Source organism: Achromobacter insuavis (assembly GCF_902859645.1).
In the GTDB taxonomy this organism is placed as follows: Bacteria; Pseudomonadota; Gammaproteobacteria; order Burkholderiales; family Burkholderiaceae_B; genus Achromobacter; species Achromobacter insuavis.
Genome location: NZ_CADIJR010000017.1, coordinates 16,634 through 29,323, shown reverse-complemented (window position 1 = coordinate 29,323; position 12,690 = coordinate 16,634). Strand labels below are relative to the sequence as shown.

Genomic DNA, 12,690 nt, shown 5'->3' with positions numbered 1-12,690 from the left:
GTTGGTCAGCGCACCGCGAACCAGTCCTCGCCCAGGCTGCCGTTCATGCCGCAGAAGGGCGGGCCGAAGCCGTCCTGCTTGACGCCGGGGGGCGGTATCTCGCGGGCCGCCAGCACCGCGCCGCGGCGCGTCAGCGACAGCACCCAGGGCGGGCCATCCTGGTAGGTGACGTGCAGGCTGTCGCCGGAGACGACCCCCTTGCCGCTCAGGTCGCAGACCCAGCGGCCGTTGTAGGGCTGGGCCGAGTTGGCTTCCACGAACAACTGGCCATCGGCGCCCTGCTTGATCTCGATTTCGCCTTCGATGTTCTTCCACTTGCCGACGAAGCCGGCGGGTGGCTGCGGGTTGATGGCCTTCAGGAACGCCAGGCGGGACCGCATGCTGGCGCCGATCGCCTTGGCCGGCGTGCTGCCGGAGTAGGGGTCGGCATAGATCTGGTCGCGCACCGCCAGGAAGTAGCGCTGGTCGTTGGTCAGCGACTTGGCGGCCTCGGCGTCGAGCTTGCCGCGCACCGCTTTGTATTGCTGCGCGATGGCCGCGTCCTGGTCTGCCAGCGCCGAGTTGGCGCATAGGGATTTTTCGACGGGGGTGGTGGCTTTGGCGCAGTTGAAGGAGGGGCTGGCTGCGGTGGCGCTGCCTGCCACGGCGAGGGCTGCGGCAGAGACCAGATGACGGATCATGGAATGAAGCTCTCCGGATTGCGTGAACGTTCGGCCGGCATCGTTGGCGCCGGGAAGCCGGCTCAGTTTACCGGTGCTGCGATTTGGCCGACGCCATGGCGATCATGCACAGGCCCGCGGCCAGCGCGCCGCAGGCGCAGATCGCCAGCGGCAGCAGCGCGGGCCCTTGCGGCGCCAGGCTGACGGAGTAGCCGATGGCGGCCGACATCAGGTAGTGCAGCGTGCCCATCAGCGCCGACGCCACGCCCGCCTGCTTGCCGGCGTGGCTCATGGTCAGGGCGGTGAGGTTGCCGAAGACCAGCCCGAGCGCGCCGACGGCGACGGCCAGCAGGCCCGCGTACACGGCGAACGACGCCTGGCCGGCCCGCGCCAGCAGGAACAGGACCAGCCCCGCCAGCGCGTGTGCCGCGATGCCCGCCAGCAGGATGGCAGCGGCGGAGCGTCTTTGGTCAAGCAGCCGGTTGCTGATCATGCCGCCCAGCACCAGCGCCACCGAGTTGCCGGCGAACAGATAGCTGAACTGCGTGGCGCTCAGCCCGAAGTGGCCGGTGAACACGAAGGCCGACGCGCTGATGTAGTTGAACAGCGACCCCAGGATGAAGCCGCCGGCCAGCGTATAGGCCATGAAGGCCGGATGCCGCAGCTGCCGGCCATAGGCGCGCAGGATGGCGCCGGCATGCAGCGGCGCGCGGCGCTCGGCCGGCAGCGAGTCGGGCAGCGCGCGCCAGCCCCACGCCAGTCCGGCCGCGCCCAGGCCCGCCAACACCCAGAAGATGCCGCGCCAGCCGCCATGCGCGAGCAGGCTGCCGCCCAGGATCGGCGCGGCGATGGGGGCGATCATCATGACCTGCATCAAGAGCGAGAAGATGCGCGCCGACTCGGTCACGCCGCACAGGTCGGCGACGATGGCGCGCGGCGTCACCAGGCCCGCCGCCGCGCCCAGCGCCTGCACGAAGCGGGCGGCCAGCAGCCATTCCACCGTCGACGCGAGGGCCGCCATCACCGAGCCCGCGACGAAGATGGCCACGCCGGCCAGCAGCGGCAGGCGGCGGCCGTAGCGGTCCAGCAGCGGGCCGTACAGGGCCTGGCCGATGGCCAGCCCCGCCAGGAATACGGAAAGCGTCTGCTGGATGCGTCCGGCCGATACGCCGAAGTCCTCGGCGATGGCGGGCATGCCCGGCAGGTACATGTCGATCGCCATGGCGTCGAGCGCGGTCAGCAGCGCCAGCAGCAGGATCAGGCCGGCGCCGATCAGGCCGCCGCGTTGGGTCGTGGCGGCGCCGCTCATGCCGCGCGCTCCGGCCCGATGGCGTGCGCCAGGGCGTCGGCCTGCAGGCGTTGCATGGCGGCCAGCCGCTGCCCCGCCTGATCGGCATTGGTGTAGACCAGCTTGACCTGCACGGCATCGATCATGCCCAGGTAGGCCTCGGCGTAGCGCGCCGCGGCCGCCTTCGACAGACGGGCGCGCTTGCCGACCCAGGCGCGCAGCCGGGCGTCGAAGTCCGCGCGCAACTGCGCCAGATAGGTTTCGTAGTCGGCGGTGATGGCGGTCTCGAGCGTCTCGGGCGGGACGTAGCTGGCGCGCAGCAGGAAGCGCAGGTGCAGGGAGTCGCCATGGCGCCCGACCAGATGGGCGCAATAGGCGGAGCCGGGCAGGGCGTTGCCGGCCTCGGCGTCGAAGCAGTCCCGCGCCAGCTGCATTTCCAGCGCCAGCGCGTCGGTGAAGATCTCGCGGTACAGGGCGTCCTTGCTGGCGAAATGCGTATAGAGCGAGGCCTTGCGGATGCCGACGGTGTCGGCGATATCGGCGAGCGATGCGCCATCGTAGCCCTGGTTGGCGAAGTGGCCGAGCGCGGCGTCGAGGATGCGCTGGACGGAAGGGGTGCGTGTCATGGCGGGGAAGTCCTGGTCGATCCGCTGAAGGCCGGGGGCGGGCGCCGTTGATGGCCGGCCTTCAGGTGGGCGGACTTTAAACTAACTACCGGTCGGTAGTCTAGTGCCTGACACGCGGCACGCGGCAGGGGGGCAGGCGCGGCGGATTCAGCCCGCGGCGAAATCGGTCGAGCGCGCCAGCGCTTCCCAGGCCTGCGTCTCGCGGGCCACGTAGGCCTGCTTGTCGGCGATGGCCGCCAGGGTGTCGCTGCCCAGCGGCAGGCGCAGCGGCGGTTCGGCGGCGTTGGCCAATTCGACCATGGCCGCAGCCAATTTGACGGGGTCGCCGGGCTGCTGATGGTTCAGGTGCACGGCCTTCTGGCGCACCTGGCCCGACGTGGCCGCGTAGTCGGCGATCTCGCCCGGCGCGACCACCAGCGAGGTGGCATCCAGGAAGTCGGTGCGGAAGTAGCCGGGCTCGACCACGGTGGCGTGGATGCCCAGCGGCGCCAGCTCGTCGCGCAGGGCCTCGGTCAACCCCTCGACGGCGAACTTGGTCGAGCAGTACGCGCCGAAGCCGGCGCCCGAGCGGAAGCCGCCGATGGACGAGATGTTGATGACATGGCCGGCGCGGCGCGCGCGCATGGCCGGCAGCACCGCGCGGGTCACGTTGAGCAGGCCGAAGACGTTGGTGTCGTACATGCGGCGCACGTCAGCGTCGCTGGATTCCTCGACCGCGCCCAGCAGGCCGAAGCCGGCGTTGTTGACCAGCACGTCGATGCGGCCGAAGGCGTCCAGCGCGGCGGCGACCGCCGCCTGGGCCTGCTCGGGGCGGGTCACGTCCAGCGCGACCGGCAGCAGGCTGGGCGACTGGCCCAGGCGTTCGATGATGGCGGCGGTATCGCGGCCGGCGGCGACCACGGCATTGCCGTCGGCCAGGGCGGCCTTGGCGATCAGCGCGCCCAGGCCGCGCGAGGCGCCGGTGATGAACCAGACTTTCTTGAAATTCGTCGGGGTGTTCATGCGTTTCTCCTGTCAGGGGGATGGGGTGAAACGCATGGTAGAGAGCCGTGGGTGTTCCGAATAGCGGCTATTCAATAGAATGATAAACAACTTTTATTTGCCAATTGGCCGCCCCGGCCGGCCGGGAGACCCGCCATGAATGAAGTCCGCGCCCTGACCATCTTCGTGCGCACCGCCATGCTGGGCAGCCTGCGCAAGGCGGCGGTGGACCAGGGCATTTCGCCGCAGGCGGCGAGCCACGCGGTGATGCAGCTGGAGAAAGCGCTGGGCGTGCAGCTGCTGCGCCGGACCACGCGCAAGCTGAGCCTGACCGAGGCGGGACAGCGGCTGCTCGACAATGCCAGTCCGGCTCTGGGGCTGCTGTCGGACGCGCTGGCGGATGCGCGGCGCGCGGGCGACGAGATCAACGGCCCGCTGCGCATCAGCGCGCCGCGGGCGCTGATCCACTGCATGCTGTGGCAGCACGTGCTGGCGTTCGCGCGCGAATATCCCGGCGTGCAGCTCGATGTGCATTTCGATGACCGCTTCACCGATCTGGTCACCGACCGGGCCGACGTGGGTTTTCGCGGCGGCTCGCTGCCGGCGGCGGGCACCGTGGCGCGGCGGCTGGTGCCGATCCAGCTGCTGATCTGCGCGTCGCCCGACTACCTGGCGCGCCACGGCGCGCCCGCGGATATCGACGATCTGGCGCGGCATCGCTGCACCGGATACATCCACGCCAACACCGGCAAGCTCGCGCCGTGGGCATTCCAGGTCGACGGCGAGCAGGTCTACCGCGAGATCACGCCGGCGCTGTGCATGAACGATATCGACGCCGAGGCCCAGACCGTGCTGGCGGGCGAGGCCATTGGCCAGCTGGGCAGCTTCAGCGCCGTGCCGCACATCCGCGCCGGCCGGCTGGTGCCGCTGCTGCTGCGGCACGTGGTCTATCTCGAGGGCATCTACCTGTACTACGGCCGCCGCACCGAGCAGCCGCTGCGCGTGCGCACGTTCGTGGACTTCATCGTCGGGCGGCTGGAAGGGAACCGCCAGTTCTTCCTGGAGCCTGGCGAGCTGGAGCAAGGACGAAGCGGGCCGTGACAGCCCCGCCGCGTCAGGTCCGCGGCGTCTCGCTTTCCAACACCGCCAGCACGCCGATGATCAGCGCCTGCATGCCCTGATCGAGTTCCGCTTCCATCTCGGCCTCTTCGGCGGCGCGCGCCGCCTCGACCACCGGTTCCAGGCCGGCTACCGAATACACCGTGTCGGCCACCGCCATGCAATGGAACGCCACGGTCGCCAGCAGCATGCGCGCCTGTTCCCTTGAAATGCCGTAGGCATGGGCGATGTGGCGCTGGTGCCCCTCGATCTTGGCGATCATTGACGGCGTGGCCGCCAGCCGCCGGATCACGTAGGGCGTCACGCCCGGATGCGCCTTGACGAACTCGCGCACCGACGCGGTGAACACGGTCAGGTATTCCTTCAGCCCGCCGCGGTCGTTGCCGCTGGCTTGCGGGATCTGCCAGCGCTTGAAGATCTCCTCGGCGATCAGGCGCTTGAGCGCCTCCAGGCTCGGCACGTGCTTGTAGAGCGCCATGTGGCTGACGCCCAGCGCGGCGGCGACGCCGACGAAGGTGAGGTTGGGCAAGCCCATCGCTATGCCGGCGTCGGCGATCCGCTCCAGGGTGATGGTGGGCGGGCGGCCCCGCGCCGGACGGCGCTCTGGCGGGTTCATGTCTGGTCCTTGGTGGTGGCGGCGGCTATCCGTCACTTTAACCCGCGCACGATTATTTAGTTTATTGCAATGCAACTAATTCAATATTTAGTTTATAGTCATGCAAATAATTATCACCAACATCTGGGTAGTCCGATTTCATGAGCACGTCCGCAGTCGCCGCGGCCACACCTGGCCCGCTCAGGCAAGTGTTGTCCCCGATCCGCGGGCAACTGATCGCCGCGGCGGCGCTGGCCTCGGTGGGCGCCATGCTGACGCTGGCGCCGCTGGCGGGTATCGCGCACATCGCCCAGCTGCTGCTGGCCGGCCTCGATGCGGCGGATGCCGCCCAGGCGTCGCGGCGGGCCGAACTCTGGTGGGTGGCGGGCGCCAGCGTGGCTTGCCTGTTCGCCGGCATGGCGCTGGTGTCCGCCGGCGAGCTGACCGCGCATCTGGCCGACAACCGCATCACGCATCACCTGCGCCTGGCCGTGGCGCGGCGGCTGGCGCAGGCGCCGCTGGGCTGGTTCACCGGCCGCGCGTCGGGCGAGGTCAAGCAGGCGATGCAGGATGACATCGCCACGCTGCACAGCCTGACCGCGCATTTCTACACGGCGGTGGGCCGCGCGGCGGGCGCCATCGGGCTGTCGGTCATCTACCTGTTCGCGCTGGACTGGCGCATGGCGCTGGCGGCGTTGCTGCCATTTCCGGGGTTCTTCCTGTTCCTGCGCCGCGCCATGAAGGCCGGCGGCGCCGAGATGCAGACCTTCGTCACCCGGCTCGAGCGCCTGAACGGCGCGACCGTCGAGTTCGTCGGCGGGATGCCGGTGGTCAAGGCGTTCGGCGTCGATGGCAAGGCGCATCGCGGCTACCACGAGGCCGTGGATGGACTCGCCGAGGCCTTCCGCCGCTTCACGCGTCCGCTGGTGGCGGCGATGGCCCATGCGCACGCCATGATCGCTCCGGTCACGGTGCTGGGGGGGGTGCTGGCCAGCGGCGCCGTGTTCGTCGGCCTGGGCTGGATCGCGCCGGTGGACGTGTTGCCGTTCGCGCTGGTGGCGCCGGGCATCTGCGCGCCGGTGCTGCTGCTGCATACGCTGCTGCACGACCTGGGCAGCGCCACGGCCGCCGCGCAGCGCGTGCTGGCGCTGCTGCGGACACCGGTGCTGGCAGCGCCCGGGAGCGGCCGGCGCGAGACGCCGGCCGGCCACGAGGTGCGCTTCGAGAATGTCGGCTATGCCTACGGCGAGGCGCGCCCGGCGTTGTCGAACATCAGTTTCACGCTGCAACCCGGCACCGTTACGGCCGTCGTCGGCACGTCGGGCGCGGGCAAGTCCACGCTGGCGCGGCTGTTGCTGCGGTTCTTCGATCCGGCCGAGGGGCGCATCACGTTGGGCGGGGTGGACCTGCGGCACATCGAGACCACGCAGCTCTACCGGCGCATCGGCTTCGTGTTGCAGGAAGTGCGCCTGATCCACGCCAGCATCCACGACAACATCGCGCTGGGTCGGCCGGCGGCCAGCCGCCAGGAGGTCGAGGCCGCCGCGCGCGCCGCCAACATCCATGAACGCATCCTGGCGCTGCCGCGCGGCTACGACTCGGTGGTCGGCGAGGACGCCCAACTGTCGGGTGGCGAACGCCAGCGCGTGAGCATCGCGCGCGCCGTGTTGCTCGACGCGCCGGTGCTGGTGTGCGACGAGGCCACGGCGGCGGCCGATGCCGGCAACGAGGTGGCGATCCAGGAGGCGCTGTCGCGTTTCGCGCAAGGGCGCACGCTGATGGTGATCGCCCATCGGCTGGATACGGTGATGCACGCCGACCGCATTCTGGTTCTGGAGGACGGCGCCATCGTCGAGCAGGGCCGGCACGACGCGCTGCTGGCGCAGGGCGGCCGCTATGCCCGGCTGTGGGCGCTGGGCGGCTACGACGTGGCGGCGGAACAGGCGGGGGCGTCATGCTGAAGACGTTCCTGCTGTTGCTGGGCAAGGAGGCGTCCGTGCTGCGGCGCTATGCCGGGATGGCCATCGCCTATGGCGTGCTGTGCGGGGTGGCCATCGCCTCGCTGGCGCCGGTGCTGATCCATCTGCTCGACGGCGACGTGCGGCGGATGGCGCCTTGGCTGGCGCTGCTCGCGGCCGAGGTGGCGGTTTGCTGGCTGTTGCGGCGCCAGGTGGAGCGGGCCGGCGTGCGCGTGGGCGTGGCCATCCTGCAAAGCGGCCGCCATCGCCTGGGCGAGCACGTGGCGCGGTTGCCGGTCGGATGGTTCACGCCGGCGAACACGGCGCGTCTGGGGCATGTGGTCACGCAGGGCATGATGGCGGTGGCCCAGCTTCCCGCGCACGTGTTCACGCCGGTGCTCACCGGGATCGTGACGCCGATGGTGCTGGTGGTGGCGCTGTTCGCGCAGCACTGGCTGCTGGGCGTGATCGCGCTGCTGGCGCTGCCGCTGCTGGCCGGCGTCCTGGCATTGACGGCCGCCATGTCGCGGCGGGCGGACGACGCGTTCCATCGCAGCTTTGCCGATGCCAGCCAGCGCGTGGTGGAGTTCGCCCAGGCGCAGTCCGTGCTGCGCGCGTTCAATGGCGACGGCGGTGGCCTGCGCTTGCTGGAGCAGGCGGTCGAACGCCAGCGCCAGGCCGGCGCGCGGTTGATCTGGTTGTCGGCGGGGTCGGCCGTCCTGAATGCCTGGGCCGCGCAGGCGGCATTCGCCGCCATGCTGATGGCGGCGGTGTGGTGGGCCAACGATCTCGCGGGCGGCCCGCTGGCGCCCGGCGCGGCCGCGGCGGTCATTGTCTCGCTGGTGCTGGCGGCCCGCTACGTCGACGCGCTGCTGGAAGTGGCGGGCTATGGCGAAGTGCTGCGCGGCGCGCGCGGCCAGCTCGATGCCATCGCGGCGCTGTTCGCGGTGCAGCCGCTGCCGGAGCCCGGGACGCCGCAGGCGCCGCGCGATGGCGCGATCGAACTGCGCGAGGTGGACTTCCGCTACGCGCCGGAGGAAGCGGACGTATTGCGCGGCGTGACGCTGCGCATCGCGCCGGGCAGCATGGTCGCCCTGATCGGCGAGTCCGGTTCCGGCAAGACCACACTGGCGCGGCTGATCGCCCGCTTTTTCGACGCGACCGCGGGCAGCGTCAGCGTCGGCGGCGTCGATGTGAGGCAGATCGCCAGCGCGCGCCTGGCCGGCCAGATCCGCCAGATCTTCCAGGACAACTATCTGTTTTCGGGCAGCATCGCCGACAACATCCGCGTCGGCAAGCCGGACGCCAGCGACGCCGAGGTCATGGATGCCGCGCGGCAGGCAGGCGTGGCGGCGATTGCCGAACGGCTGCCGCAAGGCCTGGACACGGCGGTGGGCGAGGGCGGCGCGCGCCTGTCCGGCGGCGAACGCCAGCGCGTCGCCATTGCCCGCGCCTTGATCAGCGCCGCCCCGATCCTGCTGGTGGACGAGGCGACCGCGGCGCTGGATGCCGAGAACCAGATCGTCGTCACCGAGGCGCTGGCGCGGTTGCGCGGCCGCTGCACGCTGGTGGTGATTGCCCATCAGCTCTCCACGGTGGCGATGGCCGACCAGGTCGTGGTGCTGGAAGCGGGCCGCATTGTCGAACAGGGGTCGCCCACGCTGCTGCGCGCGAGCCAGGGGCGCTATGCGCGATTCCTGGCGCAGCGTCGGGCCGCCAAGGGCTGGCGCATCGCCGCCGCGGCGCCGGACGAGGCGGGCGGCTGATGCGTGCGGGGTTGATCGGCGTGTTCATCGTGCTGTGCGGCGCGTCGCTGCTGGTGGGCGCGCGGCAGATGGCATGGTCGCAGGTGTTGTCGCTGTCGGGCGACGCCTGGCTGACGCTGACGGCGAGCCGGCTGCCGCGCCTGGCGGCGCTGGTGCTGACGGGCGTGGGGCTGTCGGTCTGCGGCGTGATCCTGCAGCACGTGGTGCGCAACAAGTTCGTCGAACCCGCCACCTCGGGCGGGCTGGACGCCGCCAAGTTCGGCATCCTGGTGTCGCTGACGCTGGCGCCCGCCGCCGGCGCGACCGTGCGGATGCTGTTCGCGCTGGCGTTCTGCCTGGCCGCCAGCCTGCTCTTCGTGGCGATCGTGCGCCGCGTGAAGTTCAAGAACACCGTGCTGGTGCCGGTGATCGGCCTGATGTACGGCGGCGTGCTGAGCGCGCTGGCCGAGTTCCATGCCTATCGCCACAACATCCTGCAGAGCATGCAGGGCTGGATGCTGGGCGATTTCTCCCGGATCGTGCAGGGGAACTACGAAATCATCTACCTGATCCTGCCGATCGTCGCGTTGACGTATCTGTACGCGCACCGTTTCACCGTGCTGGGCATGGGCGAGGGCGTGGCGTCGAGCCTGGGGCTGAACTATGGCGCCACCGTGGCGCTGGGGCTGATGCTGGTGGCCGTGACGGTGTCCGCCACGGTCATCACGGTCGGCGCGATTCCCTTCGTCGGCCTGGTGGTGCCGAATCTGGTGGCGCTGCATTACGGCGACAACCTGAGCCGCACCCTGCCGGTGGTGGCGCTGGGCGGCGCGTCGTTGCTGCTGGCCTGCGACGTGCTTGGCCGCCTGTTGATCCACCCGTTCGAGGTGCCGATCGGCCTGACCGCGGGCGGGCTGGGCGGCCTCCTGTTCCTGGCGCTGATCTTCTGGAAGCACCGATGATGCGCCGGGCTCCACGGCAACTGGCCTGGCTGCTCGTCATCGCCCTGGCGCTGGCGTTCCTGTTCCTGGGCGCCGGCTTCGATTTCGACTACGTCATCCCCAAGCGGCTCGCGCGGCTGGCGGCCATGCTGATCGGCGGCGTGGCCATCGCCTGGTCGTCGATCGTGTTCCAGACGCTGACGGGCAACCGCATCCTGACGCCGGCCATCATGGGCTACGAGGCGGTCTACCTGTTGCTGCAATCGCTGCTGGTGCTGGCGCTGGGGGCGCAGAGCCTGGTGCTGCTGGGGGCGAACGGCAATTTCTTCCTGTCCGTGGCGGTGATGCTGGGCTATTCGTGGCTGATCCATCGCGGATTGTTCCGCCAGGGCCGGCAGAACGTCTATTTCCTGCTGCTGGTGGGGTTGGTGCTGACGATGGTGATCGGCACCTTCACGCAGTTCGTGCAGCTCAAGACCAGCCCCGGCGAGTTCTCGATCCTGCTGGGGTTCTCCCAGGCGTCGTTCAACAAGACCGAACCGGCGCAGTTGCTGGTGTCGGGCCTGCTGGTGGCGGGCGTGTGCCTGGCCGGCCTGAAGACCTTGCCGACGCTGGATGTGATGTCGCTCGGACGCGATCAGGCGATGTCGCTGGGCGTGGATTATCAGCGCCAGGTGCGGCGGCATCTGGCGCTGATCGCCACGCTGGTCGCGGTATCGACCAGCCTGCTGGGACCCACGGCGTTCATGGGCATCTTCGTCGCCAACATGGCCTATGCGCTGGCGCGCACGCGTCGCCACCGGGTCACCCTGCCCACCGGCTGCGCCATCGCGATCGGCCTGTTCCTGCTGGCCCAGTTGGCGGTCGAGCATCTTTTCAACTATCGGACCACCGTCGGCATCCTGGTCAACCTGGTGTGCGGCGCCTGGTTCCTGGCACTGATGGCGCGGGCGCGGGGCACTGCATGATTACCGTCAAGCATCTTTCCAAACACTATGGCGCGCGGGCGGTGCTGTCCGACGTCAGCGCGCAGTTTCCGGCGGGGCGGCTGACCTCGCTGATCGGCCCCAACGGCGCCGGCAAGACAACCTTGCTGATGATGATGGCGCGGCTGCTGGAGCCGACCCGTGGCGACATCCTGATCGACGGCCGCGACGTGTCGGGTATTCGCATCGGCGACTACGCCAAGCGCGTCGCCACGCTGCGTCAGTCGCCCGATTTCAACCTGCGCCTGACGGTGGAAGAACTGGTGGCGTTCGGGCGCTTCCCCTACAGCCGCGGCGCGCTGACGCCGCAGGACCGGGGGGTGATCGACGAGGCCATCGCGTTCCTGTCGCTGGGGCCGCTGCGGCAGGCCTATCTCGACGAGTTGAGCGGCGGCCAGCGGCAGATGGCGTTCCTGGCCATGACCATCGCCCAGCAGACCGACTATCTGCTGCTCGACGAGCCGCTGAACAACCTGGACATCAAACACGCCGTGCAGATCATGCGGGCGTTGCGCCGCCTGTGCGACACGCACGGCCGCACCGTCATCCTGGTGGTGCACGACATCAACTTCGCGGCCAGCTACTCCGACCACATCGTCGCCATGAAGGATGGCGCGGTGCATTGCGCCGGCACGGTGCGGCAGGTCGTGACCGAGGACCGCTTGCGGGAACTGTATGGGCTGGATTTCGAGATCACGCACGGCGCGCGCGGACGCCTGTGCAACTACTTCAACCCATCGGGAGAATTGACATGACCTTCAAGCACAGATCCTGGGCGCTGGCCCTGCTGGCGGCCGCCACGATCGCGGTGCAGGGCTGCGGCCGGGAGGCGGCGGATCCGCCCCAGGCCGCGCGTGCGCCCGATGCGCCCAGCGCCGCCGCGCAACCGGCCTATGCGGCCGTCACGGTGCAGCACAAGCTCGGCACCACCGTCATCGACAAGCGGCCGCAGCGCGTGGTGGCGCTGGACATGAACGAGGTCGATTTCCTGGACCTGCTGGGGGTGCCCGTGGCCGGCATGCCGAAGGATTTCGTGCCGCACTTCCTGGCGCAATACAAGGACGCGCCGGACGTGCGCGATATGGGCGCGATCGTGCAGCCGAACCTGGAGCGGGTGCACGCGGCCAAGCCGGACCTGATCCTGATCACGTCGCTGCAGGCCAACCACTACAAGGAACTGAGCCAGATCGCGCCGACGATCCATTTCGACGTGGATTACCGCGACAGCCAGGTCAATCACATCGAGGTCATCAAGGACCACCTGATGACGCTCGGGCGGATCTTCGAGAAGGAAGACCTGGCGCGCCAGCAGGCGGCGGCGCTGGACGAGAAGGTGCAGCAAGCCAGGCGCTTGATCCAGGACCGTCCCGAGAAGGCGCTGATCGTGCTGCACAACAACGGCGCCTTCACGTCTTTCGGCACGCAGTCCCGCTACGGCTTCGTCTTCAATGCGCTGGGCGTGAAACCGGCCGGCCCGGGCGGCGAGGCCGGCCTGCATGGCCAGCCGATCTCGAGCGAGTTCATCCAGCAGGCCAATCCCGATGTCATCTACGTGGTGGACCGCACCGCCGTGATGGAACGCCGGCCGGTCCTGAACGCCGAGACGCTGGGCAACCCCCTGCTGCGCCAGACGCCCGCCTGGAAGAACGGCCGCGTGGTCTTTGCCGATGCCGAGGCTTGGTACGTCACCGCCGCCAGCGTGAATTCGCTGCGCATCGTGATCGACGACGTGATGCAGGGCTACCGCGACTGACTCGAGCGGCCGGCGCTTCGGCGCCCCGGATTTTATTGA

12 protein-coding genes are annotated in these 12,690 nt (G+C 69.6%); 7 read left to right on the top strand and 5 right to left on the bottom strand.

Annotation, left to right across the window (positions count from 1 at the left end; translation table 11 throughout):
• Positions 1 to 5: 5 nt before the first annotated feature.
• From H0523_RS11790 to H0523_RS11775, 4 genes are all read right to left on the bottom strand, one after another.
• Complete coding sequence (locus tag H0523_RS11790) at positions 6 to 680, bottom strand: lysozyme inhibitor LprI family protein (RefSeq protein ID WP_054428886.1); 675 nt, start codon at positions 678 to 680, stop codon at positions 6 to 8.
• Positions 681 to 747: 67 nt separating this feature from the next.
• Positions 748 to 1,968: a multidrug effflux MFS transporter gene (locus H0523_RS11785; protein ID WP_054428885.1), complete on the bottom strand. Its 1,221-nt coding sequence runs from the start codon at positions 1,966 to 1,968 to the stop codon at positions 748 to 750.
• Positions 1,965 to 2,573 (bottom strand): TetR/AcrR family transcriptional regulator, encoded by a 609-nt coding sequence (locus tag H0523_RS11780; RefSeq protein ID WP_054428884.1) that lies wholly within the window; start codon positions 2,571 to 2,573, stop codon positions 1,965 to 1,967. The genes H0523_RS11785 and H0523_RS11780 overlap by 4 nt, the downstream gene beginning before the upstream one ends.
• A 147-nt stretch (positions 2,574 to 2,720) precedes the next feature.
• Positions 2,721 to 3,575 (bottom strand): oxidoreductase, encoded by an 855-nt coding sequence (locus tag H0523_RS11775; protein ID WP_054428883.1) that lies wholly within the window; start codon positions 3,573 to 3,575, stop codon positions 2,721 to 2,723.
• 135 nt (positions 3,576 to 3,710) lie between these two features.
• Between H0523_RS11775 and H0523_RS11770 the strand changes: the two genes are divergently transcribed.
• The gene (locus H0523_RS11770) at positions 3,711 to 4,655 is read left to right on the top strand and encodes a LysR family transcriptional regulator (protein WP_054428882.1); all 945 of its coding nucleotides are present in this window, start codon (positions 3,711 to 3,713) and stop codon (positions 4,653 to 4,655) included.
• 13 nt (positions 4,656 to 4,668) lie between these two features.
• On the opposite strand, the gene H0523_RS11765 is transcribed toward H0523_RS11770, so the two are convergent.
• On the bottom strand, positions 4,669 to 5,289 hold the full coding sequence (locus H0523_RS11765) for a TetR/AcrR family transcriptional regulator (protein WP_054428881.1): 621 nt from the start codon (positions 5,287 to 5,289) through the stop codon (positions 4,669 to 4,671).
• Between the two features lie 140 nt (positions 5,290 to 5,429).
• On the opposite strand from H0523_RS11765, the gene H0523_RS11760 reads away from it, so the two are divergent.
• The 6 genes from H0523_RS11760 to H0523_RS11735 are packed head-to-tail and all read left to right on the top strand — an operon-like array spanning position 5,430 to position 12,651.
• Entirely contained in the window at positions 5,430 to 7,229 is a 1,800-nt protein-coding gene (locus H0523_RS11760; RefSeq protein WP_054428880.1) for an ABC transporter ATP-binding protein, read from the top strand.
• A complete protein-coding gene (locus H0523_RS11755) occupies positions 7,223 to 8,992 on the top strand; it encodes an ABC transporter ATP-binding protein (protein WP_054428879.1) in 1,770 nt (589 codons plus the stop codon). The genes H0523_RS11760 and H0523_RS11755 overlap by 7 nt, the downstream gene beginning before the upstream one ends.
• The gene (locus H0523_RS11750; RefSeq protein ID WP_054428878.1) at positions 8,992 to 9,933 is read left to right on the top strand and encodes an ABC transporter permease; all 942 of its coding nucleotides are present in this window, start codon (positions 8,992 to 8,994) and stop codon (positions 9,931 to 9,933) included. The genes H0523_RS11755 and H0523_RS11750 overlap by 1 nt, the downstream gene beginning before the upstream one ends.
• The gene (locus H0523_RS11745; RefSeq protein ID WP_054429253.1) at positions 9,933 to 10,880 is read left to right on the top strand and encodes an iron chelate uptake ABC transporter family permease subunit; all 948 of its coding nucleotides are present in this window, start codon (positions 9,933 to 9,935) and stop codon (positions 10,878 to 10,880) included. The genes H0523_RS11750 and H0523_RS11745 overlap by 1 nt, the downstream gene beginning before the upstream one ends.
• Positions 10,877 to 11,653, top strand: a complete 777-nt coding sequence (locus H0523_RS11740; RefSeq protein WP_054428877.1) for an iron ABC transporter ATP-binding protein — start codon at positions 10,877 to 10,879, stop codon at positions 11,651 to 11,653. The genes H0523_RS11745 and H0523_RS11740 overlap by 4 nt, the downstream gene beginning before the upstream one ends.
• Positions 11,650 to 12,651 (top strand): siderophore ABC transporter substrate-binding protein, encoded by a 1,002-nt coding sequence (locus tag H0523_RS11735; protein WP_054428876.1) that lies wholly within the window; start codon positions 11,650 to 11,652, stop codon positions 12,649 to 12,651. Before H0523_RS11740 ends, H0523_RS11735 begins: the two co-directional genes overlap by 4 nt.
• The last annotated feature ends 39 nt before the right edge of the window (positions 12,652 to 12,690 follow it).

Bases quoted from the DNA above. Each gene is read 5' to 3' on its own strand.
- H0523_RS11790 (WP_054428886.1), bottom strand. From the start codon at position 680: ATGATCCGTCATCTGGTCTCTGCCGCAGCCCTCGCCGTGGCAGGCAGC.
- H0523_RS11785 (WP_054428885.1), bottom strand. From the start codon at position 1,968: ATGAGCGGCGCCGCCACGACCCAACGCGGCGGCCTGATCGGCGCCGGC.
- H0523_RS11780 (WP_054428884.1), bottom strand. From the start codon at position 2,573: ATGACACGCACCCCTTCCGTCCAGCGCATCCTCGACGCCGCGCTCGGC.
- H0523_RS11775 (WP_054428883.1), bottom strand. From the start codon at position 3,575: ATGAACACCCCGACGAATTTCAAGAAAGTCTGGTTCATCACCGGCGCC.
- H0523_RS11770 (WP_054428882.1), top strand. From the start codon at position 3,711: ATGAATGAAGTCCGCGCCCTGACCATCTTCGTGCGCACCGCCATGCTG.
- H0523_RS11765 (WP_054428881.1), bottom strand. From the start codon at position 5,289: ATGAACCCGCCAGAGCGCCGTCCGGCGCGGGGCCGCCCGCCCACCATC.
- H0523_RS11760 (WP_054428880.1), top strand. From the start codon at position 5,430: ATGAGCACGTCCGCAGTCGCCGCGGCCACACCTGGCCCGCTCAGGCAA.
- H0523_RS11755 (WP_054428879.1), top strand. From the start codon at position 7,223: ATGCTGAAGACGTTCCTGCTGTTGCTGGGCAAGGAGGCGTCCGTGCTG.
- H0523_RS11750 (WP_054428878.1), top strand. From the start codon at position 8,992: ATGCGTGCGGGGTTGATCGGCGTGTTCATCGTGCTGTGCGGCGCGTCG.
- H0523_RS11745 (WP_054429253.1), top strand. From the start codon at position 9,933: ATGCGCCGGGCTCCACGGCAACTGGCCTGGCTGCTCGTCATCGCCCTG.
- H0523_RS11740 (WP_054428877.1), top strand. From the start codon at position 10,877: ATGATTACCGTCAAGCATCTTTCCAAACACTATGGCGCGCGGGCGGTG.
- H0523_RS11735 (WP_054428876.1), top strand. From the start codon at position 11,650: ATGACCTTCAAGCACAGATCCTGGGCGCTGGCCCTGCTGGCGGCCGCC.